This is a genomic window from Pseudomonas duriflava (assembly GCF_007830155.1).
Taxonomy (GTDB): domain Bacteria; phylum Pseudomonadota; class Gammaproteobacteria; order Pseudomonadales; family Pseudomonadaceae; genus Chryseomonas; species Chryseomonas duriflava.
The window spans coordinates 91,133-112,903 of sequence record NZ_VLKY01000013.1 but is presented as its reverse complement, the minus strand read 5'-3'; the positions used below and the strand labels follow the sequence as shown (position 1 = coordinate 112,903).

The 21,771-nt window shown below is 56.8% G+C and carries 24 protein-coding genes and 2 riboswitches; of the genes, 7 read left to right on the top strand and 17 right to left on the bottom strand.

The window, feature by feature from the left end; genetic code table 11:
• Positions 1-160 precede the first annotated feature (160 nt).
• The gene (locus IQ22_RS18015; protein WP_145144565.1) at positions 161-1,849 is read left to right on the top strand and encodes a DEAD/DEAH box helicase; all 1,689 of its coding nucleotides are present in this window, start codon (positions 161-163) and stop codon (positions 1,847-1,849) included.
• 114 nt (positions 1,850-1,963) lie between these two features.
• Positions 1,964-2,623: a thiopurine S-methyltransferase gene (locus IQ22_RS18010; protein ID WP_145144563.1), complete on the top strand. Its 660-nt coding sequence runs from the start codon at positions 1,964-1,966 to the stop codon at positions 2,621-2,623.
• A gap of 30 nt (positions 2,624-2,653) precedes the next feature.
• Here IQ22_RS18010 and IQ22_RS18005 read toward each other — a convergent pair whose 3' ends face one another.
• On the bottom strand, positions 2,654-4,039 hold the full coding sequence (locus IQ22_RS18005) for an adenylate/guanylate cyclase domain-containing protein (protein ID WP_145144562.1): 1,386 nt from the start codon (positions 4,037-4,039) through the stop codon (positions 2,654-2,656).
• A gap of 225 nt (positions 4,040-4,264) precedes the next feature.
• Between IQ22_RS18005 and IQ22_RS18000 the strand changes: the two genes are divergently transcribed.
• Positions 4,265-4,825 carry an NAD(P)H nitroreductase gene (locus IQ22_RS18000; RefSeq protein WP_145144560.1) on the top strand — a complete coding sequence of 187 codons (561 nt, stop codon included), beginning with the start codon at positions 4,265-4,267 and terminating at the stop codon, positions 4,823-4,825.
• On the opposite strand, the gene IQ22_RS17995 is transcribed toward IQ22_RS18000, so the two are convergent.
• The 4 genes from IQ22_RS17995 to IQ22_RS17980 all read right to left on the bottom strand — a co-directional run bounded on the left by IQ22_RS17995 (position 4,806) and on the right by IQ22_RS17980 (position 8,152).
• The gene (locus IQ22_RS17995; RefSeq protein WP_145144558.1) at positions 4,806-6,146 is read right to left on the bottom strand and encodes a sensor histidine kinase; all 1,341 of its coding nucleotides are present in this window, start codon (positions 6,144-6,146) and stop codon (positions 4,806-4,808) included. The genes IQ22_RS18000 and IQ22_RS17995 overlap by 20 nt on opposite strands.
• 59 nt (positions 6,147-6,205) lie before the next feature.
• A complete protein-coding gene (locus IQ22_RS17990; protein WP_145144556.1) occupies positions 6,206-6,682 on the bottom strand; it encodes an LTXXQ domain protein in 477 nt (158 codons plus the stop codon).
• Positions 6,683-6,814: 132 nt separating this feature from the next.
• A complete protein-coding gene (locus IQ22_RS17985) occupies positions 6,815-7,492 on the bottom strand; it encodes a response regulator transcription factor (RefSeq protein ID WP_145144554.1) in 678 nt (225 codons plus the stop codon).
• A gap of 66 nt (positions 7,493-7,558) precedes the next feature.
• Complete coding sequence (locus IQ22_RS17980) at positions 7,559-8,152, bottom strand: septation protein A (protein ID WP_145144552.1); 594 nt, start codon at positions 8,150-8,152, stop codon at positions 7,559-7,561.
• Positions 8,153-8,214: 62 nt separating this feature from the next.
• Here IQ22_RS17980 and IQ22_RS17975 point away from each other — a divergent pair, with 62 nt between their 5' ends.
• From IQ22_RS17975 to IQ22_RS17965, 3 genes are all read left to right on the top strand, one after another.
• Positions 8,215-9,087 (top strand): PHP domain-containing protein, encoded by an 873-nt coding sequence (locus tag IQ22_RS17975; RefSeq protein ID WP_145144550.1) that lies wholly within the window; start codon positions 8,215-8,217, stop codon positions 9,085-9,087.
• Positions 9,084-9,716 carry an L-threonylcarbamoyladenylate synthase gene (locus tag IQ22_RS17970; RefSeq protein WP_145144549.1) on the top strand — a complete coding sequence of 211 codons (633 nt, stop codon included), beginning with the start codon at positions 9,084-9,086 and terminating at the stop codon, positions 9,714-9,716. Before IQ22_RS17975 ends, IQ22_RS17970 begins: the two co-directional genes overlap by 4 nt.
• 131 nt (positions 9,717-9,847) lie before the next feature.
• Positions 9,848-10,588, top strand: coding sequence for a segregation and condensation protein A (locus IQ22_RS17965; protein WP_167654186.1), 741 nt, complete (start codon positions 9,848-9,850; stop codon positions 10,586-10,588).
• Positions 10,589-10,609: 21 nt separating this feature from the next.
• On the opposite strand, the gene IQ22_RS17960 is transcribed toward IQ22_RS17965, so the two are convergent.
• From IQ22_RS17960 to IQ22_RS17905, 12 genes are read right to left on the bottom strand one after another with little or no spacing between them, the layout of a single operon-like run.
• Positions 10,610-11,326 carry a cobalt-precorrin-6A reductase gene (locus tag IQ22_RS17960; protein WP_208733667.1) on the bottom strand — a complete coding sequence of 239 codons (717 nt, stop codon included), beginning with the start codon at positions 11,324-11,326 and terminating at the stop codon, positions 10,610-10,612.
• Positions 11,323-12,414 carry a cobalt-precorrin-5B (C(1))-methyltransferase gene (locus tag IQ22_RS17955; protein ID WP_145144543.1) on the bottom strand — a complete coding sequence of 364 codons (1,092 nt, stop codon included), beginning with the start codon at positions 12,412-12,414 and terminating at the stop codon, positions 11,323-11,325. The genes IQ22_RS17960 and IQ22_RS17955 overlap by 4 nt, the downstream gene beginning before the upstream one ends.
• Before the next feature lie 33 nt (positions 12,415-12,447).
• Positions 12,448-13,023: a HupE/UreJ family protein gene (locus tag IQ22_RS17950; RefSeq protein ID WP_145144541.1), complete on the bottom strand. Its 576-nt coding sequence runs from the start codon at positions 13,021-13,023 to the stop codon at positions 12,448-12,450.
• On the bottom strand, positions 13,014-13,808 hold the full coding sequence (cobM, locus tag IQ22_RS17945) for a precorrin-4 C(11)-methyltransferase (protein WP_145144539.1): 795 nt from the start codon (positions 13,806-13,808) through the stop codon (positions 13,014-13,016). The genes IQ22_RS17950 and cobM overlap by 10 nt, the downstream gene beginning before the upstream one ends.
• Entirely contained in the window at positions 13,805-14,569 is a 765-nt protein-coding gene (gene cobJ / locus IQ22_RS17940; RefSeq protein WP_145144537.1) for a precorrin-3B C(17)-methyltransferase, read from the bottom strand. The genes cobM and cobJ overlap by 4 nt, the downstream gene beginning before the upstream one ends.
• Positions 14,566-15,330: a cobalamin biosynthesis protein gene (locus tag IQ22_RS17935; RefSeq protein WP_145144535.1), complete on the bottom strand. Its 765-nt coding sequence runs from the start codon at positions 15,328-15,330 to the stop codon at positions 14,566-14,568. The genes cobJ and IQ22_RS17935 overlap by 4 nt, the downstream gene beginning before the upstream one ends.
• On the bottom strand, positions 15,324-16,022 hold the full coding sequence (cobI, locus tag IQ22_RS17930; RefSeq protein WP_145144533.1) for a precorrin-2 C(20)-methyltransferase: 699 nt from the start codon (positions 16,020-16,022) through the stop codon (positions 15,324-15,326). Before cobI ends, IQ22_RS17935 begins: the two co-directional genes overlap by 7 nt.
• Positions 16,019-17,281, bottom strand: coding sequence for a precorrin-6y C5,15-methyltransferase (decarboxylating) subunit CbiE (gene cbiE / locus IQ22_RS17925; RefSeq protein ID WP_158635453.1), 1,263 nt, complete (start codon positions 17,279-17,281; stop codon positions 16,019-16,021). Before cbiE ends, cobI begins: the two co-directional genes overlap by 4 nt.
• Positions 17,278-17,919 carry a precorrin-8X methylmutase gene (locus tag IQ22_RS17920; RefSeq protein WP_145144529.1) on the bottom strand — a complete coding sequence of 214 codons (642 nt, stop codon included), beginning with the start codon at positions 17,917-17,919 and terminating at the stop codon, positions 17,278-17,280. Before IQ22_RS17920 ends, cbiE begins: the two co-directional genes overlap by 4 nt.
• 5 nt (positions 17,920-17,924) lie before the next feature.
• Positions 17,925-18,953 (bottom strand): sirohydrochlorin chelatase, encoded by a 1,029-nt coding sequence (locus IQ22_RS17915; protein ID WP_145144527.1) that lies wholly within the window; start codon positions 18,951-18,953, stop codon positions 17,925-17,927.
• A complete protein-coding gene (locus IQ22_RS17910; RefSeq protein ID WP_145144525.1) occupies positions 18,953-19,651 on the bottom strand; it encodes a CbtA family protein in 699 nt (232 codons plus the stop codon). Before IQ22_RS17910 ends, IQ22_RS17915 begins: the two co-directional genes overlap by 1 nt.
• Before the next feature lie 7 nt (positions 19,652-19,658).
• On the bottom strand, positions 19,659-19,844 hold the full coding sequence (locus IQ22_RS17905; protein ID WP_145144523.1) for a CbtB domain-containing protein: 186 nt from the start codon (positions 19,842-19,844) through the stop codon (positions 19,659-19,661).
• Between the two features lie 96 nt (positions 19,845-19,940).
• Positions 19,941-20,184: riboswitch (cobalamin riboswitch) on the bottom strand.
• A gap of 61 nt (positions 20,185-20,245) precedes the next feature.
• Positions 20,246-20,590: riboswitch (cobalamin riboswitch) on the top strand.
• Between the two features lie 127 nt (positions 20,591-20,717).
• Between IQ22_RS17905 and cobW the strand changes: the two genes are divergently transcribed.
• A complete protein-coding gene (gene cobW / locus IQ22_RS17900; protein WP_145144521.1) occupies positions 20,718-21,770 on the top strand; it encodes a cobalamin biosynthesis protein CobW in 1,053 nt (350 codons plus the stop codon).
• The last annotated feature ends 1 nt before the right edge of the window (position 21,771 follow it).

The window sequence follows — 21,771 nt, the reverse complement described above, 5'->3', positions numbered from 1 at the left end:
ATAGGCCGGCCGTGCGTTCGCATTGCGAACTATCCTTGACGTAACACCACGTATTCATTCACTCGCAAATTTCCTCACCTCGTCTGCCTGGGTGACTTCGGTCTATCGGACATGCGTAGCACAAGGTCTTGGGTCTTTGCGATGTACACGAGGCAAAACAATGACCCAAGAAATCGGCGGTTTCGCCGCACTTGAACTTAATCCCCACGTACTGGCTGCTATCAAGGCTGTTGGCTACGAGGAACCTTCTCCTATTCAGGCTCAATCGATTCCGGTCATCATGGCTGGACACGATATGATTGGTCAGGCACAGACGGGTACAGGCAAGACGGCGGCATTCGCGTTGCCTCTGTTGTCGCGTCTGGATCCTGCTCGCCGCGAGCCACAAGTCCTTATTCTCGTGCCTACACGTGAACTGGCGCTTCAAGTAGCAACAGCCTGTGAGACATATTCGACCGAGATGCCGGGTGTGAAAGTCGTAGCCCTGTACGGCGGCGCACCCATGGGTCCGCAGTTGCGCTCGTTGCGTCTTGGTGCTCAGGTGCTGGTAGCTACACCGGGCCGTCTGTGCGATCACTTGCGCCGCGATGAAAATCTACTATCCACAGTAGAACGCTTGGTGCTGGACGAAGCGGACGAAATGCTCAAATTGGGCTTTATGGATGATCTCGAGTTCATTTTCGAGGCCATGCCTGCGTCGCGCCAGACTGTATTGTTCTCTGCTACGTTGCCTCCTTCGATTCGGGCGATTGCCGAACGTCATCTGAAAGAACCCAAGCACATCCGTATCGCGTCGAAGACGCAAACGGTGGCACGTATTGAGCAGGCGCACCTCATGGTTCATGCGGACCAGAAGCCTGCGTCTGTATTGCGTTTGCTGGAAGTCGAAAACTTCGACGCTCTGATTGCATTCGTGCGTACCAAACAGGCTACGCTGGATATCGCTGAGCTTTTGGAGCGCCAAGGCTACCGCGTCAGTGCGCTGAATGGCGACATGCCTCAGGCTCAACGCGAAAAAGTGATCGAGTCTCTTAAGGATGGCTCTCTGGATATCGTAGTAGCGACTGACGTAGCTGCGCGGGGGCTGGATGTGGCGCGTATCACGCACGTGCTCAATATCGATATGCCTTACGACCCAGAGTCATATGTGCACCGTATTGGTCGTACCGGCCGTGCAGGCCGTGAAGGTCGTGCGTTGTTGCTGGTTACTCCTCGTGAGCGCCGTATGTTGCAGGTGATCGAGCGGGTAACTGGACAGAAGGTTGGTGAAATTCGTCTACCTGATGCCGAAGCTGTGCTGGAAGCACGTATTTCCCGTCTGGCTGATAGCTTGGGCGCATTGCTGGCTGATTCGGAAAACACTCGTGGTGCGCTGCGTGATGAGTTGTGCGAACGCTTGCAGTGTGACGCTCCTACGCTAGCTGCCGCCTTGCTGGCCAAGCTAACTGCAGGTCGTGCTCTGGATATCGAGACGGTGCGTCGTGAGCAGCCGCTGACACCGGTTTCTCGTGAGCGGTCTGAGCGTTCTTCCGATCGCGAACGTCAGGGGGGTGGTCGTAGTGAACGTGGCGAGCCGCGTGATCGTCGTCCCATGGCGCCACTGCCTGAAGGCCGTGTTCGTTGCCGTACCGCGCTGGGCGCACGTGATGGCATCGCTGCCAAGAACCTTCTCGGTGCGATCTTGAATGAGGGTGGTGTTGATCGAGAGGCCATTGGCCGTATTCAGATTCGTGAATCCTTCAGCTTGATCGAGCTGCCGGAAGAGGGCCTCGAAGGGTTGCTGAATCGTCTGAAGGATACGCGAGTCGGCGGTAAGCCCCTGCGCCTGCGACGTTATCGCGAAGATTAATCTCTTCGAGTAAAAAAAGCCCCAGCCTGTCTGGGGCTTTTTTTTACAAAGAAAAAGCCTTCTTAAGAGAGTAGGCTTTTGCAAAGCAAACAGTTATCGATGCAGGAGCGCGATATGGATACGCCGTTCTGGTTGAACAAGTGGGAGCGCAACGAAATTGGTTTTCATTCGCTGCACGCCAATTCATATCTGAAGCGCCACTGGGAATCCCTTGAGGTCTCTGCTGGCTCGGTCGTATTGGTGCCGCTGTGTGGCAAGTCGATTGATATGGTCTGGCTGGCGGAGCAGGGTTTTCAGGTGCTAGGGGTGGAGCTGTCATCACTAGCCGTCGAGGCTTTTTTTGAAGAGCAGGGGTTAGTCCCTGTCTGTAAAAGCCATGGAACGTTGCGTCATTATAAAGCGGGCCCGTTTACGATCTTGCAAGGAGACTTCTTTGCACTAACCCCTGCGGACATGCCGGTCTGCTCAGCCGTTTATGATCGTGCAGCATTGATAGCTTTGCCTGAGGCTATGCGTTATCGCTATGTCCGTCATCTTGAAACCCTCATGCCTGCTGGAGAGGGATTGCTGATAACGCTGGAGTATGACCAAGCAAAACGCGCGGGTCCGCCTTTCGCCGTTTCTGACGATGAGGTGCATCGTCTTTATGAGCCTGCCTGGCGGCTGGAAACCTTGGAGCGGAAAGATGTGCTGGCTGAAAATGCTAAGTTTGCAGCACAGGGCGTTATGCAGCTAAGTGAAGCGGTGTATAAGCTCTCGTCGCTTGCCCGATAAGGGAAAGGGCAGCCAGAGCTGCCCTTTCGGTTACAAAATGACCTTGTCACGCAGCTTTTCAGCTGCTTGATGCAAGGCCTGAATGACCTTTTCCTTGTCGTAGTTCTGGATGCTATTGGTATCCAGATACATGGAAAATCCAGGTACTTCATGTTCCATATAGCTGGGGGAAGCGCCAAGATCGCGGCGGAAGTCTACAACTTGATAGATCTGTACGGGGCGACTGAACCCCTTGACGCTGATCTGGCTTTTGTCACGGCACATGATCACGTCCTTGATCAGTGAGTAAGTTTCATGGCTGATCAGGATTTCTCCAGCATCTGCTGCACTTTCAAGACGGCTAGCGAGATTCACCTCGCGGCCGATGATGGTGTAATCCATGCGCATGCTGGCGCCAAAATTACCTACGGTACAGTAGCCGGTATTCAAGCCCATGCGGATCTCGAGCGGTTTAGTGATGCCTTGGCTACGCCATTGTTGACGCAGCACCTTCATGTGCTTACGCATGGCGATAGCCATGGAAACAGCGGCAACTGCGTCTTTCTTGGCGCCCTGGGTATTGGGGTCGCCAAAAAAAACCATGACGCAGTCACCCACGAATTTGTCGATAGTGCCGCCATATTTAATAGCGATCTTCGACATTTCGTTCAGATAGTTGTTGAGCATGTCGGTAAGCGCTTCTGCTTCCAGCTCTTCAGATAGCTCCGTAAAACCTTTGATGTCAGAAAAGAACACGGTGAGCTTTTTACGCTGGGTTTCCAGCATGACGTTCTTCTTGCCCGTAAAGATCGACTCCCATACTTGGGAAGGCAGATACTTAGACAGGTTATGTGCCAAATTGGCCGCCTTTTCATGTTCTAGCTTTAGCTCTTCCTGGGCCTGTTTCAGACGCAGACGCTGTTCGTACATGAAGTGAGCCGTCATGCATACGTGTAAGCCGGTGCCGATAATGCTGACAAAAGAAACCAATAGCGGGCTATAGGGCTCAACATGTTCCAGCACCACTGCACTGGCAGCCAGCATAGCGCTCAAGGCTGTCAGTAATGCAATTGCAGCGTATCGTCCTCCTCCCATCAGTAGTGATGTGAAGGTTAACAGCAGGAGCACCATCAGGCTGGGTACGACAGTAAAGCCCAGGAGCAAGATGCCGACTCCCGCATGGATCGAGTCGATGAAAAGGAGTACGAGATCGGTTTCCAGCGGATGCGAGCGGCGTAGCCGCATGCTGACTTGATGAGCCAAATGCGGATAGACAAGCGTGTAAGGAACCAGCCAAAGAATGCTATAGGTAAAGTGATGAGAATAGGCCCCGGCGGCAATGGTCGCTGCCAGCGCCAAGTAGGCCAGTGCTCGAGAGTAGTATTCGCCAAGATAGTCAGACGGGCTATTGGCATGCCGATGGGTCAGGAACTTCATGGGTTCGATCCATCTGAATGAAAGGGTAGTGCCATAGGAAGCCTCGGATGTCTTGCAAAGAGCGTCGATCATTGTAACGGACCGGCGATAGGATCTTATCTGAGGTCGATGGCAACGTCCAAAGTCTTTAACGTTTGCTAAAAGCAGATGCTCCTACCTGACAGAGCATGGCGTAGGCGGTAAGGTCTGTATAACAATACAGCCTTTACATGATATGAGGTCACCATGGACGCGTTAGATGTTTTACTCAACCGTGTTTCCATCGCTCGATTGGTCGAGCCTGCGCCTCGGGCAGAGCAACTGGATACACTGTTTGCTGCCGCCATGCGAGCGCCTGATCATAAACAGCTCCGCCCATGGCGCTTCCTGACCATACAGGGTGAGGCGCGTCAGCAATTGGGGGAATTATTCGTCTCGGCCTTATTGGCGCGCAATCCTCAGGCAGCTCCCGAGGCTGTGACAAAAGCGCGTGCAATGCCGCTGCGCGCCCCTTTGCTGGTTGTTGCGATTGCCTGTGCTCAAGAACACCCTAAGGTACCTGTTCAAGAGCAAGTCCTGGCAGCAGGATGCGCAGTGCACGGAATGCTTTTGGCTGCCTATGCCATGGGGCTAGGAGCAATCTGGCGCTCAGGTGATCTGGTTCATGATCCGGTGGTAATGAGCGGCTTGGGAATTGCCGATCATGAGGAGATTATTGGATTTGTTTATCTGGGTACGCCAGAGATCGCTCCTCGTAAGCCGTCCGCTGTAGACCTGTCCCGCTTTGTTACAGCCTGGCCGGCGTGAAGGAGGCGTCCTGCAGGGTCAGTGTCGCCACGAATCCACCTTGAGGATGATTGCTAAGCGTCAATGTGCCTCCATGGCGCTCAGCGGCGCGGCGTGCAATAGCCAGCCCCAGGCCGTATCCCGGACTGGTCTGGTTGGCTGCACGGTAAAACGGTTCGCTCAGGCGAGGCAGGTCGTCTTCAGTAACGCCTGGGCCATGATCGCGCACATTGATCGTTACTAGGGTTTCATGTCGAAAAGCGCTGATTTCCAAAGGGCGGTCCGCTGGGTTGAAGCGCAGCGCGTTGCGGATAAGGTTATCGACAGCGCGTTCCAGCATGTCAGGCCAGCCATATAAGCAAAGATCGGGAGAAACATTTAGCTCAATATGCTGGTCAGGTGCTGTCAGGCTGGCATCGCTACGTAACTGTTCCATTAAGGACAGTACTACGATCAGAGTCTTGTCTCCCGTATCGCCGTCAAGTCTAGCCAAGGCCAGTATTTCGCCAATCAAGGTTTCCAATCGATCGCATTCCTGCTCCAGGCGCGGCCACATAGTGGCACGGTTTTCAGGTGATGCTCGTTCTGCCAGGGCCAGAGCAATACGCAATCGGGCCAGGGGAGAGCGTAATTCATGTGAAACGTCGCGTAAGAGATGTCTCTGGCTGATGATCAGGCTCTGCAGGCGGTCGCCCATGCGGTTGAAATCCTGGGCAAGAATGCCGAGCTCGTCCTGGCGTCGCGATAGTCGGGCTAGGCTGTCCTGTTGATAGGCTGTACGGCCTAGATCATGTACAGCACTGCGTAGACGATTAAGTGGGCGAGTAATCGACAGGGTCAGTAAGAGGCTAAAAAGTGTTAATACTAGGCAAGCGATAACCAGAACGCTTACCGGCCAGAGCAGCGAGTGGCGACGCCAGTTGTTCAGATCGGGAAACGGAATGTGATAGATGAACAAATAACTACGCCCGGTTTCAGCGCTGGTATATTCGGTAGCCAGTCGTCTCCAAGGTAGAGGGCGGTCACGCTCACGTCGTTCTAACTCACGTGCGCGGGGAGGAAAGGTGCCCTCGACTACAGGTGCTCCGTTTTCACTTAGAACTTGGACGTCGATCCTAAAACGTTGTTTATGGCGCTCCAGCATTGCCTGGGCGGCATTGGCGCCTCGCTCCTCATAATGTTCAACCCATCGTTCGGGTAAATTCTTAAGTCCTGGGTGTCGAGATAGTATCCAGGCGTCTTGGTCGAGAATATGGCTTAGGATCATTGTAAGGCCGACGGCAGACAGAACAGCCAGCCAGAAAGTGCCGAGGATTCGCCAGAACAAAGATCGAAGAACCATGGGGAAAGCCGGGTCGGTCAATGGGAAAGCCGGACCAGGTTTACCTGGTCCGGTTGTAATCAATTGGATTTGTGGTCTTTCTTCCACTGTTGGAATTCAGCCCATTCGGCATGCCTTTGTTCCTGCTTCTTGGCTGCCTCATCAAATTCCTTACGCTGCTCAGGCGTCAACTGATCGCGAATGGCTTTCTGGGTTTTTTCGCGGTTAGCCTTGAGTTCATCCTTCATGGCTTGCTGCTCATTGGCTGGCAGCTTGTCCAGGTAACGCTTGGTGATGTCGCGATGCTGCCGCATCTCCTCACCCATCAGCTTACCGATTGAGCGGCGCTGCTCGGCTGTAAGGTTCAGATTCCGGAATGGGCCATCAGCCTTCATGCCGTGGTGCTTGCCGGGGCGACCCATATCAGGACGATCCATGTCGTGGCCATCCATATGCATGCCGGGTGGTGGAGGCGGCATGTCATCAGCTGCCGGCGCGGCTATCGCTAAGGCTGGGAGCAGAGAAGCGACGAGCAGGGCTGGAAACATCTTACGCATGAGAGTTCTCCTTGATGAAAGGCCGGTAGTAACCGGATGAGCTTCATTCTAGGGAAGGCAAGGTCAGATGCCGTCAGCCAAGGTAAAGCTTGGGTAAATCCGCTGTCAGGCCGGTATGGGCATTACGTTGCGTTACTCGCTGTAGTAATAGCCTCGACCGCGAATAGCCATAATGCGCGGTCTGCCGTCTGAGTGAGGGCCAAGTTTCTTGCGCAGATTGCTGACATGCATGTCCAGGCTGCGATCGTACAATGTCAACTTGCGGCCCAAAGCTGCCTGGGCTAAGGCTTGCTTGTCGAGCGGATCGCTGGGTTGGCGCAACAAGGCCTCTAGAATCCGGCTTTCGGTCAGCGTCAGGTTGATCTCGTGCTCACCAATGCTCGCGACACCTCGTGCCAGGCTGAGTGAAAGGTCGCCTAACTGCAGGCGTACCGACGGTTGCGCCGGATGGCTGCGGCGCAGAACGGCCCGTAGGCGTGCAGTCAGCTCGCGGGGATCGCACGGTTTGGCCAGGTAATCGTCTGCTCCCAATTCAAGGCCGAGAATGCGATCTAGTGGTTCGCCTCGGCCGGACAGCATGACGACCGGCAGCTCTGGATGGTCGGTGCGCAGTTTTTTTAAAAGCTCCAGACCGCTCCCGTCGGGCAACATCACGTCCAATACAACGGCATCAGGTGTATGCAGGGCCAATTCCTCGCGGGCGCTAAGGCCATCATGGCTGGCACGCACCTCGAAACCTTCCTGGCGCAGCCAGGTGCTTAGAAGGTCGCAAAGTTCACGGTCGTCGTCGATCAGTAGTAATTGGCTCATTGGGTCATCCGGCTGCGCATCGATCGGTATACCGTACGGTTGTCAAACCGGCCTCGCATCCTTGTACTAGCGGTTTTCGGTTTTTTTCGGATCGTTGTCATGTAGATGTCGGGCCAGATAAATACCCTGGCCAAGCATGAACAGCAAGGTCATCCCCAAGCTACCAAAGACCTTAAAGTCAACCCAAATGCTTTGAAAGGTAAAGGCCACGAACAAATTGGCGAAGCCGCACACCAAGAAGAAGAGGATCCAGGCAATATTCAGGCGCACCCAGACTGCATGAGGCAGGGTCATGGCATGTCCCAGCATGCGTTCGATCAACGGCTTTTCGCCAATGAAGTGGCTGCCGATGAAGGCGACGGCAAACAGCCAGTTCACGACTGGGGCTTTCCACTTAAGAAAAGTCTCGCTGTGAAACGCCAGGGTCATACCACCAAAGACAAGGCAGGCAATCAGGGTCAGCCATTGCCCTTTCTCCAGGCGGCGCTGCTGAATGAGCAGTAGGCCGTAGACGACCACGGACGCGCCAATCAGAACGGCAGTAGCGCTGAAAATACCGCCCAATGTGAAGGTATGTCCTGCAACCTCTACCGTTCGCGGGTCGAGCTTGAAGACGATGAAGAAAAGAATCAGAGGAATAAAATCGATGAGTTGTTTCATTTAAACAGCCGGAGCTAGGACATCCAGGCATAATAACAGACGAATCAAGACGAGGAACCAGGATGCGTGTCGATCTGCATTGTCACAGTACCGCTTCCGATGGAACACTGGCACCGGCCGACGTGGTCGCGCGTGCTTATGAGAGGGGTGTCCGTCTGTTGGCCCTGACCGATCACGACACGCTGGAGGGTTTGCCGGAGGCACGTAGCGCTGCCGAGCGGTGCGGCTTGAGCCTGTTGAACGGTATTGAGCTTTCCTGTACGTGGGGCGGCGCTACTATCCATGTGTTGGGCTATGGTTTCGACAGCGACGCGCCTGTCTTGAAGAATGCTCTGGAGGCGCTTTACAAGGGAAGATGGGCCCGCGCCGAGGAAATCGACCGGCGCTTGGCAGCCAAGGGTATGCCCGGAACATTGGAAGGCGCCCGAGCCATTCAGCAATCCTTGGGCGACAGCCGTAATGCTCCGGCCAGACCGCATTTTGCGGAATACCTTATCCAGGCGGGCTATGTGCAGGACCGCAGCGAAGCCTTTCGCAAGTGGCTGGGTAGTGGCAAGTTAGGTGATGTGAAACAACACTGGCCGACCCTGGAGGAAACCGTTAAGACCTTACGTGAAGCCAAGGCCTGGATCAGCCTGGCTCATCCGTTAGCCTATGACTTTACCCGGACCAAGCGGCGCAAGCTGCTGGGCGATTTCATCATGGCTGGTGGGCATGCATTAGAGGTAGTCAATGGGGTGCAGCCAGCTGAGCAGGTTGGCATGTTGGCAATTTTAGCGCGCGAGTTTGGTCTGATGGTTAGTGCCGGTAGCGATTTTCATATGCCTGGCGACTGGTCCGATCTGGGTATGTACCGTCCTGTTCCAGAAGATCTGCCGCCGCTTTGGATGCGCTTTGGGCACGCCATCTATCCCGCTAGTCAGGAGCCGACGTGAGCCAGTACATTGAAATTCATCCGCAGAACCCGCAGCCACGGCTTATTCGCCAGGCGGTGGATATAATTCTTGGTGGAGGCGTCGTTGCCTATCCTACCGATTCATCCTACGCCCTGGGTTGCCGGATCGGAGAAAAAAATGCTGTTGAGCGCATTCGCCGTATCCGGCAGCTAGACGACAAGCACAATTTCACATTGATTTGCCGGGACCTGTCCGAGTTGGGCCTCTATGCCAAGGTGGACACCAGTACCTTCCGTCTGTTGAAAGCGCATACGCCTGGACCGTATACCTTTATCCTCAATGCGACTCGTGAAGTGCCTCGTATTCTGCTGCATCCCAAGCGGCGGACCATTGGTGTGCGGGTACCTGCGCATCCGATCACCCAGGCGTTGCTTGATGAGCTGGGCGAGCCGTTGATGAGTGTTAGCCTGATCCTGCCGGGTCAGAGCGAGGCCTTGTCCGATCCTTATGACATGCGGGAGCAACTTGAGCATTTCGTGGATCTGGTCATAGACGGCGGCCCTGGTGGGCTCAAGCCTTCTACAGTTGTTAGCCTGACTGAAAGCGAGCCAGATGTGATGCGGGTGGGTGCAGGTGATCCAACACCCTTCGAGCGGGAGCGGGCATGAGCGAACCTTCTGCAGAGGCGCTCACCGAGCCCTTGGCGGACTCTCAAGGCCGTACTGCTCCCGCCGTGCCTCTGGTTTACGGCGAAGCGTTCACCGAACTGCCTCAGGATCTTTATATTCCGCCAGATGCTTTGGAGGTTTTCCTCGAGGCGTTTGAGGGGCCGTTGGATCTTTTGCTGTATCTGATTCGTAAACAAAACATCAATATTCTCGATATACCTGTTGCGGAAATCACGCGCCAATACATGGGCTATGTAGAGTTGATGAAATCGGTGCGTCTTGAGCTGGCGGCCGAATATCTGGTCATGGCAGCCATGCTTGCTGAGATCAAGTCGCGCATGCTCTTGCCGCGCTCTGTAGAAGCCGAGCAGGAAGAAGACGATCCTCGAGCAGAATTGATCCGCCGCCTGCAAGAGTACGAGCGCTTCAAGAAGGCTGCAGAGGATCTGGACTCACTACCGCGGGTGGGACGAGATCTCACAGTGCCCACCGTTCCGGCGCCAGAGGCGCGGGCGCGCAAGTTGCTGCCCGAGGTTAGCCTGAACGAGCTGATGCTGGCAATGAGTGAAGTTATGCGCCGGGCTGATCTGTTTGAAAGCCATCAGGTGACCCGTGAGGTATTGTCCACGCGGGAGCGTATGAGCGATGTACTTGATCGTTTGCAGGGCAATGGTTTTGTTCCGTTCATTCTGCTGTTCAAGGCAGAGGAAGGTCGCCTGGGTGTTGTCGTAACCTTTATGGCGATTCTGGAACTGGTCAAGGAGTCGCTGATCGAGCTGGTGCAGAACGAGCCCTTTACACCTATTCATGTCCGCATTCGCGTTGAGGAATCATCGGTAGAACCATTAGGGCCTTCTGAAGGTTTGCTTTAAGCGTCTCGTCTTTACTGAACCCTACGACCGAAGGGCCAGCAGCATATCCTCTATCTTCATGAATGTTCGGTTAGCCTGAGGTAGGAGAGGACGTGTACGCATCAGTACTGGAATCTTCAAGGTGCGCGCAACCTCTAATTTGGCTTGCGTAGCGGGGTTGCCACTATTCTTGCAAACAATCACATCGACGCGATGCTGCGTTAGTAAGTTGTGTTCATCTCTGAGCTTAAAAGGGCCGCGAGCACTGATGACTGTCGCACGAGCGACACTGATCTCTGTGTTCAAACAGCGAATCACCCAATGTTGATAGGGTGGAATGTTAGCAAGATGCTCCAGCGGCTCTCGCCCCAATGCGAACAAGGGGCGCCGGAAGGTAGCTATACGTTCCATCAGGTCCGACCAGGTGTGCCAAGCGCGCCAGTCGTCTTGCGGCGAAGGTTGCCAGGCGGGGCGGTGCAGTGCCCAGCAGGGAATGTCTACCTGAGCGGCTGCCTCCACTGCGTGGTGGCTGATGCGTTGAGCGTAGGGATGCGTCAAGTCCAGCACTAGCTCGATGCGCTGCTGACGAAGGTAGACGCCTAACCCCTCAGCTCCGCCAAAGCCACCGACCCGGCATTGACAAGGCAAGTCTTTAGGCACCTGACCTAGCCCAGCCAGGCTATAAATATCATTCTTGGAAAGCGTGCGGGCCAGCTGCAAGCCTTCTGTGGTTCCGCCTAGCAGCAGAATACGTTTCACGAGGCACATCCCATCAGCAGGCCTGCACGGTTAATGGCAAAGACGTCAAGGGCGATCGAAGCGGGAAGCTTTTCACGAGCGACATTCCAGGCCAGTTGGCAAATATGATCGGCTAAAGGGAGGCCGGCCTTATGAGCCATTCCCAATGCCTGCTGACTAGTCGTACAAGCCGTCATGGCTTGTTGTAAAGAGGCATCTGCTCCCAGGCTGGCTGCCTGTTTGGCCAGCCAGGGCAGGTCAATACTGGAGCTTCGGCTATGGAGATCCATATGGCCGGCCGCAAGTTTGCTGATCTTGCCAAAGCCGCCGCATAGGGAGAGACGCTCGACCGGAGCGCGCTTGAGATGTTTCAGGACGGCTCCGACAAAGTCGCCCATTTCAATCAAGGCTATTTCCGGTAGATTGAAATGGGTTCGCATGGCCATTTCGCTGGCGTTGCCAGTACAGGCGGATAAATGAGCCTGGCCATTGGCCCGAGCCACATCAATGGCCTGTTGGATGGAGGCGATATAGGCGGCGCAGGAAAAAGGCCGCACAATGCCGCTAGTACCCAGGATTGAGAGGCCACCCAGAATGCCTAGGCGCGGATTCATGGTCTTCAAGGCCAGCGCTTCGCCATGCTCGATACCAATCGTTACGATAAACCCGCCTGAGTAGCCGGTTTCCTGGGCGAGGCGTTCCAGGTGTAGGTGCATCATCTGGCGCGGAACGGGATTGATCGCGGGCTCGCCTACGGCAAGCACCAGTCCTGGTCGGGTAACCGTACCAACACCTGGACCGGCCCGAAAAGTGATGCCGGAAAGAGGGTGGAGTTCGACCTCGGCAGATACTCGGGCGCCATGGGTGACGTCAGGGTCGTCGCCTGCATCCTTGATGATCGAGGCCGAGGCGCCTCGAGGCGTTCGTCCGCAGTGCTCGAGCCGTAATAGGAGCTGTTTGTTGCCCTTGGGCAGATCGATGGAGAGTGCATCGCTAGTTTCATTCAGCAGCAGTAGGCGCGCGGCCGCAAGGCTAGTGACCGTCGCGCAGCTACCAGTCGTGAAGCCGCTGCGCAGCGGACCTTTCCTCTCGGGTGATTCCTCGCGCATACGGCCTCAGTCTAATGGCTAGGTCTATAAATATCAGACTATGGCCAGCATGGCGGCACCAGCGACGGAGATAGCAGCACCTGCCAGACGGACCAGTCGTGGTAGATTGCGGCTCAGCCAGGAGGCGCCAACACCCGTGGCATGCAACGCACCGGTTGCCAATGTAAAACCGAAAGCAAAGCTGAGTGCGCCGGCTGTGGCAGGCATTTCCTCGCCATGGGCGTGGCCATGGAACAGGGCAAAGCCGCCAACCAATAACATGCCGACCCACACGGGTAGGCGTACGCCAAAGGCAATCAGCAAACCGAACAGGGTAACCGAGACGGCAATGCCCAGCTCAACGCCCGGCAGGGCTACGCCTTCCATGCCCAGCAGGCCGCCTGCCAGCATCATGGCCATGAACGCCAGCGGAATCATCCAGATCGATTTGCCGCCACGCTGGCCAGCCCACAAACCAACGCCCAGCATGGCCAGCAGGTGATCAAGGCCGGTCAGAGGATGAAGAATGCCGGAGGCGAGTCCGCTAACTTCATGGCCAGGGTGGGCCAGAGCGCTGGTGCTGGCCAGTAGACCGGCAGTAAGAAAGAGGGCGCGGTGGGTCAGTCGCATGAAGAGGTCTCCTGAGTAGGTTTCTTTCGACGTTTATAGGCGGGACGGTATACATGAGCCTTGTCCTCCCGGTAAAGGAAGGATTCGGAAAAGTTATCAGGTGCGAGGACGCGACCGACAAGGATTAGCGCGGTGCGGTGAAAGCCTTTAGCCCGCACTTTGGCAAGAATGTCTTCGAGTGTTCCCGTGACCCAGTCCTGATCCGGCCACGTAGCCCGGTGGACCACGGCAACGGGGCAGTCTGCTCCGTAATGTGGGATCAGGTCCTCGACGATCTTGTGCAGACGGTTGATGCCCAGGTGAATCGCCAGGGTCGCACCATGGCGAGCCAGGTCTGGCAGCTGTTCGCCTTCCGGCATGGCCGTCTTACCGGCATAGCGGGTCAGAATAATAGTCTGGGAGATATCGGGCAGAGTTAGTTCTGTGCCTAATAATGCGGCGCAGGCAGAAGTGGCCGTTACGCCAGGCACCACCTCGAAGGGAATCTCCAATTCGCGTAGGCGGCGGATCTGCTCGCCGATAGCACCATACAAGGAGGGATCGCCGGAATGCACCCGGGCGACGTCCTGCCCTTTGGTATGGGCTGTCTCAATCAGGGCCATGATTTCAGCCAGGTGCAGTTCGGCGGTATTGATAACCTGTTTGGCTGTGTTGCCCTGTAGAACAGCTTCAGGCACCAGGGAGCCGGCATACAGGATAACCGGGCAGCTATGAATGAGCCGTTGGCCCTTGATTGTAATCAGCTCGGGGTCGCCGGGGCCGGCACCGATAAAATAGACCGTCATGCGTCGGCTCCCAGTTTTTTGGCGTAGCCGCGAGGCGTGTAGACCCACGGCCCGACACGGCGAGTCTCGCTGTTGCCGACGAGGACAATGGTCAGCATATCGACTTGGGCAGGGTCCAGGTCACCCAGCGTCGTTACGGTGATTTGCTCGGTCGCACGGGTTACATTGCGGCCAATGATGACAGGGGTGTCCGCTGGGCGCCTTTCCAACAGCATTTCGCGGGCGCGAGCCAACTGCCAGGTCCGCTTTTGCGACACAGGGTTATAGAACGCGACCACAAAATCGCCCAGCCCGGCGGCATGAATGCGGGTCTCGATGGTTTCCCAGGGCGTAAGCAGGTCCGACAGAGAAATGGTGCAGAAGTCGTGGGCCAAGGGGGCGCCGACCCGGCTGGCGCAGGCCTGCAGAGCTGAGATGCCGGGTATGACCGCAATTTCGACAGTAGCCCAGGCTGGTTGTGCCTCGTGCTCCAACAGCTCGAACACCAGTGTTGCCATGGCGTAGATGCCTGCATCGCCACTGGAGATCAGGGCCACGCTGCGGCCCTCGCCAGCCAGCTCCAGGCAGCGGCGGGCCCGGCCGATTTCATCGCCCAAGGGGCTGTCATGTCGAGCCTTGCCGGCTACGATGTCGCCAAGTAAGTCGACGTATAAGGGATAGGCCACAAGATCCGTAGCTGATTCCAACGCGCGGCTGGCGGCGGGGCTCAGATGTTCCAGACCGCCGGGGCCGGTACCGATGATGAATAAACGTCCAGTCATGTGTGATCCTGATAAGCGCGCGCCAGGGCAAAGGTGGCGCGTGCGTTCTTGTGTTTGGGTACAACCAGCTCGGCCGGTCCGCCGGTCATTTGTTCAGCCAGTGCGAGGGCGGCTGCTTCCGCTACGCCATAGCAGCTGGTTTCGCGAAAGACGATGGCGGAACGCTGAGTCAGTTGGTTTTCGTAACGATTGAGCGCGTCGGGCTCGAAGAACTGAATAGGTACGCCCAGTGTTCGGGCCAGCGCCAGCATGCCGACTTCGTCGCTCTTCAAAGCGATGCTGGCCAAGCCGCTTACGTCAGTTACGGTTAGCGAATGGGCAGCAAGCGTTTCCTCCATCAAGGCATGCAGTACCCCTTCTGGGCAGCCACGCTCGCAGCCCAGGCCAGCTACATATAAAGGCCGAGTGTAACGGCGAGCGCTGGTGATAACACAGTGCGCCTCCAGCCGCTCCGCCCAGTCCTGCGCCCAGGCATTGGCGCCGCCCTCATGGCCGGACAGCAGTGGAATGATGAACGAACCGGCTTCGTCCAGCACCAGCACAGGGGGGTCGTTGTATTTGTCTTTCAGCACAGGGGCCAAGGTGCGTACGGCAATTCCGGTAGCGCAAATCAGCGCCAGCCGGTGCCCGGCCTGAAAGCGTTGTTGTACCGTGCTGGTAAAGGACTGCGGGCGGTGCAGCCATTCGGCGTTCTCGCTCAAGGCAATTAGCCGTTGAGCGAGCGCTGCGCCAGTGTCGGTCAGGCTGACAATGGTCAGCATGGTTGTGCACCAATAAGAAACAGGGCGAAGTAGGGGCCCTGCTCGACGTCAGGCATGGCCTCATGGCAGCGAATGATGCGTTGTGTATCACGGCTGGCATGTTCGATATAAACGCTATCCATATCTCGCCCCATTTGACGCAGCAGGCGCAGGATCTCGCTATAATGGCGGCCGGGCTTCATGATTACGAGTGGACCCGGGGTGGCCAGCGCATTGGCCAGCCCCTCCGGACCAACTGTTGCTGGCAGGATGCGCAGGCTTTGGTCCAGGCGGGTCAATGGATGCTGTGCTGCAGCGGCGGCGGCCATGATTGAGCTGACGCCTGGTACGATTTGGCAGGCAAAGCGCTGGCCGAGGCGATCATGCAGATAGATGAAGCTGCCATAGAGGAGAGGATCGCCTTCGCACAAGACGGCCACGTCTTGCCCGCGCTCCAGGCATTCGGCGATCTCGCCGGCGGCTCGGTCATACACGGCAAGAGCCGCTTGGCGTTGGCGCTCGAAAGGCATATGGATAGCCAGTTCGCGCTGGTCGATCAAGTGGGCGGCAGCAATGGTTCGGGCCTGCGATGTGCCTTGCTGATTGGCGATATAGGCTACGACCGGGCACTGCCGGATCAGGCGTGCCGCCTTGAATGTCAGCAGCTCCGGGTCGCCGGGGCCGACACCGATGCCGTAGAGCATACCGGTCATGGTTTAACTCGCTTGAATAAAAGGACAGGCAGTTGCGGGCGCATCAGGCGTTGGCCTGCAAGGCGATCGCCTCGGGAGACAGCTAATTGAATCCATTCGGCGTCGGTACTGGTTTCGGTCTGGTCGAACAAGTGCAGGGCGAGGCGTGCTTCTTCAGTAACGGCACTGGCGATCAGTCGTCCACCGGACGGTAGCCGGGCCCAGCAGGCGTTCAGAATGGCTGAAAGGTCGCGTCCGCCGCCGCCCACGAATACAACGGTTGGCGAGGGCAGGCCGGCCAGCATATCCGGTGCGCGTCCTTCATGGGTGTGCAGGTTTTTAACCACGCCGAAACGGTCGCGATTGGTGGCCAAGTGCGTTAACCGCTCGGAGTGGTATTCCACCGCATGCACGTGTCCCTGCGCATTCCAGCGGGCCCATTCGACCGCTACTCCTCCACAACCGGCACCAACATCCCAGCCAATATCGCCTGCGCGGGGGTCAATCATCGACAGGATGCACAGGCGAACCTCCCGCTTGGTAAGTAGGCCTCTACCAGCGCTTTCACCGTCACTGCTGAAGGCGGTATCTGCAATGCCTGGGAATTCCGGTAGTACGCCGCCAGGGCCTTTGGTCTTGAAAATAACCACGTTCAAGGGAGAAAAGCACGTAGTGCTGTTACCAAGCACGCCGGCCTGATGCTGGGTGATGCGTTCATCGGGGCTACCCAGGTCTTCAGCAACCCATACGGGCGACTCGGCAAACCCGGCAGCCACCAGTTCAGCAGCAATGGCGGCTGGATAGCTGCAAGCATCGGTCAATGCGGCGTACCAGCGGTTATGGCGTAGGGAAGCGCGGAGGCTGATCAAGGGGCGGCCATGCAGGCTGATTACCTCTGCTTCTTGCCAGGGTTGGCCGATGCGGGAAAAGGCGGCCTGGACACTTGAAACAGCCGGATAAAAACGCAATTGCTCGGCTGCTAGATGCCGACGGAGATGTCCGCCCAGCCCATAAAACAGGGGGTCGCCAGAAGCAAGCAGGGCGATGCACTTACCTTGGTGTGTTTCAAGCAACTGCCAGAGCGCTGAGAAGGGGCTGGGAAAAGGAGCGCGGTCAGGAAGAGATAATCCGGCGCGCTCGACGGCCTCGAAATGGCGAGGGGCACCAATGACCAATTCGGCATCCTGCAGTGCCCGGCGTGCCTCATGGGCAAGGGTCTCGCCAGCCAAGCCAAGTCCGATGACGTTCAGGGCCGGGCCGCTCCAAGTACGAACCGTCACCAGCGAATTCCTTGCTGTATGCGTGCCAGGGCATTGAGCGTAGCGGCAGCCAGCGCACTGCCGCCACGACGGCCGCTCAAGGCGATCCATTCGATACCTAGCGCACTTCCATGCTGCATCAGCGCGTCCTTGGATTCGGCCGCGCCAATGAAGCCCACCGGCATTCCGATCACCAGGGCGGGCTTGGGCGCACCGGCCTCCAGGCGCTCTAGAAGGCGGAACAGCGTGGTTGGGGCATTGCCAATCACGACGATGCTGCCTTCCAGATGGGGCGTCCAGAACTCCACGGCTGCCATGCTACGGGTTTCACCCAGCGAGCTGGCTAATGGGGGTACACGCGCATCGTTCAAGAAACATAGCGGCCGTTCACCGAACATTCGGCGCGTTAGACCATGTTTGACCATCTCCACATCACACAGGATGGGTGCCTTGCCCGTAACAGCATTTAGTCCAGCCTGTACGGCCTGTTGGCTAAAGTGCAGTGCTTCAACGATCTCCGGTTCACCGCATGTATGCACCAAGCGCATGGCGATCTGTGCCTGATCAGCGTCGAAGCGGCTAAGGTCGGTCAGCTGCTTGATCTGCTCGAACGATTGTCGCTCGATGGCTTCCGGGTCGTGCTGGTACTCGAAGGGCATAGTGATCAATCAGCCGGTGTTAGCTTTTGCACGCTTTTTAGCGGCTCGGCAGCTGTGGCAGACGGTGACAGTGTGTGGCTATGACTATGATCATGGCTGTGATGATGGTGGCCATGATGATGATGGTGCCCATGGTCATGATCAGAGTCGGTACCGATACCGCGCACATGATGATGATGGCCGAATTGCGGTGCGCCTACCCGATCTTCGAAGCCAATGATCTGCTCGCGGTAATGGCAAAGCTGGCAGTTCATGTTGCCAGTGCCTTCCTCAGCCTCATGGAGCTTGTCGACCAATGCTTCGATAACCAGCGGATGGTCGTTGAGGTAGCCGGCCTTGGCGACGCGGACCTCAGGGTGTGCTTCGGCATAGACGTCTATATCCGCATAGATACGGTCAATCAGCCGGCCCGTAAACAGGAAATACGGAAACACAATGACGTTTCGGTAGCCCAGGCGGTGTACGACGGGCAGGGCGTCGGCCACGAGCGGCTTGGTTACGCCGGAGTAGCAGGTTTCGGCCCAGGCAAAGCCCATGCCCTCCCACAGGAAGCGTGTGATTTTAGTAATATTGGAGTTGGCATCAGCGTCCGAAGCGCCGCGGCCGACCACGACCAGCAGGGTCTCGTCACGACGATAGTCTTCGCCAAACTGTGCTTCAGCCGCCTCGATGCGGTCGCGGGCGGCACGCATCATCTTGGCGTTAACGCCCAGCTCCACGCCATAAGTAATCTTGACTTCCGGGTTGGCAGCCATGAACTCATTAAGCTCGCTGGGAATATCATTTTTCGCATGACCGGCAGCCATCAGCATGCCGGGGATGGCGGTGATATTACGAGCACCTTCAGCGATCAGCTTGTTCAGGCCTTCAGCAATGGTCGGCCGGGCGAATTCCAGAAAGCCTGTAGTACAGAGACGGTCCGGAAAACGGGCCTTGAGGTGTTCGGCCAGGCGGAAGAATTCCTCGACACCCGGCGTACTGCGTGTGCCATGACCCACCACTAGAATGGCGGGTGCGCTGTTAGTAAGAGTCATCAGTTATTCTCGGCTGTATCACGGGTGTAGAACCAGGCGCTCAACCAACCCAGGGCAATCCAGAAAGCAGCGTTCGAGATGAGTGCTGCCAAACGGAAATGGCTCTGCAGGGATTCTGGCGCCAGGCTTGAATGTTCGGCAGGTTGCGGGGCGCCGATTATATGGGGGAGGACCAAAAGGACCAAGGCGACCAGACGTAGCGCCCAGTGACGCGTGAATACCAGCAGCGCCAGGCTGGCCGCTGTAGCGGCTGCAGTCCCTATCCACCAGCCTTGACGCAAGGTCAGGTCGGCTGCAGCAGTTCCTGGCAGTTCGGGCGGTAAGCCCAAGGATGGCGCGAGACAGAACGTCAAATAGCCCGCTATGCCCCACAGCACTCCCTGCCAGGCACGATTGGGCTGGCGCAGGGTAAAGAGGCCGGCCAGCATCAAGCTGAAGCCCACCGCGACCACTAGATTACCGCCCAGGGTGGACAAGGTACGTTCCCAGCCATCGGCCGGCGCCCATGCTTCCGCATCATGATGATGAGCAGGTGCACCAGGCGCGTGCTCATGGGGCTCGACCATGCTTTCGCTGGCCACTTCATAGGTCTCAGCCTGCAACAGCAGCGGCGTTATCCAAAGGATTTGAAATAAACTCAGAACGAGCGCTGCCAGCAGACCGGCAAAGCCGGCCGTGAAAAAGATTCGCTTGAACATGCTGACCTCAGTGGCAGGGGAAACCTTCACTGTGACGGGTGTCATGGGCCGCGTTGTGCAACGCATCGATATGCGAGAAGCCAGCCAGGAATACGAGGCCGCCGCCGAGTAGGCAGGCCAAGGTTGCGGCTGCCAGACGCTTGGACAGGGAGGCAGTGGTGGTGGGTGCGTGGCTGAGTGTATGGCTGGTCATGGAATTCCCTCCGAGGACAATGGATGAGATGAGGGAACGCACGAAAGCACGGTCGCCTACGCGCCGCGCTATTCAGCTGCGCCCGCCCACCGCGGGTTGCTAGTAATCAGTCAGGCCGGTCTCCGGACTTATGAGGGACACAGGGCAGGGTAGGACGTCATACGCGACGTTGGCTAACCTCGCCGGGTCGTCTCAAAGATCGGCCTTCCCATGCTCTACAACTGAGCACAGTGGATATCGATCTTCTCTCACGTACCGTTGCGGGGGCAGTGCCGGACTCGAACCGGCTTCCCGTTTCACCGCCACGAACCGCGTGGCGACACCTGAAATCAAGTGCAAAGCAGACCATGAACATAGGCGAAGCGTCAACTTCATTGATTGACACTCAGGAGGGGCGCTCGTAGCCTTTGCGCTCTCAGGGTGCTTTGGCGAAGCGCCAGAGCTAAGAGGGAATGCGGTGCAAGACCGCAGCTGCCCCCGCAACTGTAAGCGGTTGTTCTTAGAGTCTACGCAGCTTGTTGCAAACTGAGGCGACACGGTATAACCAATGAGAAGGCGGAGTTTACGGATGGTAAATGAGCACTCTAACCGGGCTGGCGACCTGGGTGGTTTTAACGATGTATCCTCGATGCGCAGCATATGGTGAGTAAACTCTTACAGGCTTTTCATAAAGTCACTGTCCTTGGATGGGAAGACGAAAAGCCATAGCCGTGAGCCAGGAAACCTGCCTTGAGCGAACTTTTGAATACTGCTGCATCAGCCTGGGCGGTATTCTTTCCGACAACCGGGCGGGGTGATCCGGTGTGGCGTTTAGACCGTGCGTGAGCGCAGGTCGTCGTCATGCCTGCCTGTCCCTTTTCTGTAAGGCAGCTCATGAAAACCTTGGCCAAGATACCCGTTACAATCATTACTGGCTTTTTGGGTGCCGGTAAAACCACATTGCTGCGCCATATTCTGGAAAATGCCCAGGGACGCCGCATTGCCGTCATCGTGAACGAGTTTGGCGAGCTTGGTATCGACGGCGAAATCCTCAAGCAGTGCAGTATCGGCTGTACCGAAGAAGAGGCCGTAGGCCGGGTATTCGAATTGGCTAATGGTTGCCTGTGCTGCACGGTGCAGGAAGAGTTCTTTCCCGTGATGCGTGATTTGGTGGCTCGCCGTACGGACATCGACCATATCCTGATCGAGACCTCAGGACTGGCTTTGCCCAAGCCGCTCGTACAGGCCTTCCAGTGGCCGGAAATCCGCACTGCATGTACGGTTGATGCAGTCGTTACTGTTGTGGACAGTCCAGCCGTAGCGCTGGGTACGTTTGCCGCTTATCCCGAGAAAGTTGATGCCCAGCGTCAACTCGACCCCAATCTGGATCACGAATCTCCGCTGCATGAATTATTTGAAGATCAGTTGGCGAGTGCCGACCTGGTTATTCTGAACAAGGTTGACCAGATGTCACAGGCTGCACTGGCAGCTGTGCGCAGCCAGATCGAAAGCGAACTGCCGGCATCGGTCAAAATCATTGAGGCCAGCAACGGTCAGTTGCCCCTGTCTGTTCTGCTAGGGTTGAACGCCGAAGCCGAGCTGCATATCGATTCGCGCAAAACGCACCACGATCATGAGCCCCATGATGAGCATGATCATGACGAATTCGATTCGTTTGGGCTTGATCTGCCTGAAGTAGAGGAAAGTGCTTTACTGGAGGCACTGACTGGCCTTGTACAGCGTCACGGTATTTTACGGATCAAAGGTTTCGTAGCTATTAAGGGTAAGCCTATGCGTCTGCTAGTACAGGGCGTTGGTACCCGCTTCGACAAGCATTTTGATCGTGCCTGGAAAGCAGATGAGACGCGGCAGACGCGTCTGGTCGTGATTGGCCAGGAGCTGGACCAGGCTGCCATCAGCGCTGAACTGCAAAGCACGTTGGCTTAAG

Coding starts and splice junctions, on each gene's coding strand:
- IQ22_RS18010 (WP_145144563.1), top strand. CDS start 1,964: ATGGATACGCCGTTCTGGTTGAACAAGTGGGAGCGCAACGAAATTGGT.
- cobI (WP_145144533.1), bottom strand. CDS start 16,022: ATGACCGGTATGCTCTACGGCATCGGTGTCGGCCCCGGCGACCCGGAG.
- IQ22_RS17935 (WP_145144535.1), bottom strand. CDS start 15,330: ATGCTGACCATTGTCAGCCTGACCGACACTGGCGCAGCGCTCGCTCAA.
- IQ22_RS17990 (WP_145144556.1), bottom strand. CDS start 6,682: ATGCGTAAGATGTTTCCAGCCCTGCTCGTCGCTTCTCTGCTCCCAGCC.
- IQ22_RS17955 (WP_145144543.1), bottom strand. CDS start 12,414: ATGCGCGAGGAATCACCCGAGAGGAAAGGTCCGCTGCGCAGCGGCTTC.
- IQ22_RS17975 (WP_145144550.1), top strand. CDS start 8,215: ATGCGTGTCGATCTGCATTGTCACAGTACCGCTTCCGATGGAACACTG.
- IQ22_RS17985 (WP_145144554.1), bottom strand. CDS start 7,492: ATGAGCCAATTACTACTGATCGACGACGACCGTGAACTTTGCGACCTT.
- IQ22_RS18000 (WP_145144560.1), top strand. CDS start 4,265: ATGGACGCGTTAGATGTTTTACTCAACCGTGTTTCCATCGCTCGATTG.
- IQ22_RS17915 (WP_145144527.1), bottom strand. CDS start 18,953: ATGACTCTTACTAACAGCGCACCCGCCATTCTAGTGGTGGGTCATGGC.
- IQ22_RS17905 (WP_145144523.1), bottom strand. CDS start 19,844: ATGACCAGCCATACACTCAGCCACGCACCCACCACCACTGCCTCCCTG.
- IQ22_RS17950 (WP_145144541.1), bottom strand. CDS start 13,023: ATGCGACTGACCCACCGCGCCCTCTTTCTTACTGCCGGTCTACTGGCC.
- IQ22_RS17980 (WP_145144552.1), bottom strand. CDS start 8,152: ATGAAACAACTCATCGATTTTATTCCTCTGATTCTTTTCTTCATCGTC.
- IQ22_RS17995 (WP_145144558.1), bottom strand. CDS start 6,146: ATGGTTCTTCGATCTTTGTTCTGGCGAATCCTCGGCACTTTCTGGCTG.
- cobJ (WP_145144537.1), bottom strand. CDS start 14,569: ATGACTGGACGTTTATTCATCATCGGTACCGGCCCCGGCGGTCTGGAA.
- IQ22_RS18005 (WP_145144562.1), bottom strand. CDS start 4,039: ATGAAGTTCCTGACCCATCGGCATGCCAATAGCCCGTCTGACTATCTT.
- IQ22_RS18015 (WP_145144565.1), top strand. CDS start 161: ATGACCCAAGAAATCGGCGGTTTCGCCGCACTTGAACTTAATCCCCAC.
- cobW (WP_145144521.1), top strand. CDS start 20,718: ATGAAAACCTTGGCCAAGATACCCGTTACAATCATTACTGGCTTTTTG.
- IQ22_RS17910 (WP_145144525.1), bottom strand. CDS start 19,651: ATGTTCAAGCGAATCTTTTTCACGGCCGGCTTTGCCGGTCTGCTGGCA.
- IQ22_RS17920 (WP_145144529.1), bottom strand. CDS start 17,919: ATGCCCTTCGAGTACCAGCACGACCCGGAAGCCATCGAGCGACAATCG.
- cobM (WP_145144539.1), bottom strand. CDS start 13,808: ATGACGGTCTATTTTATCGGTGCCGGCCCCGGCGACCCCGAGCTGATT.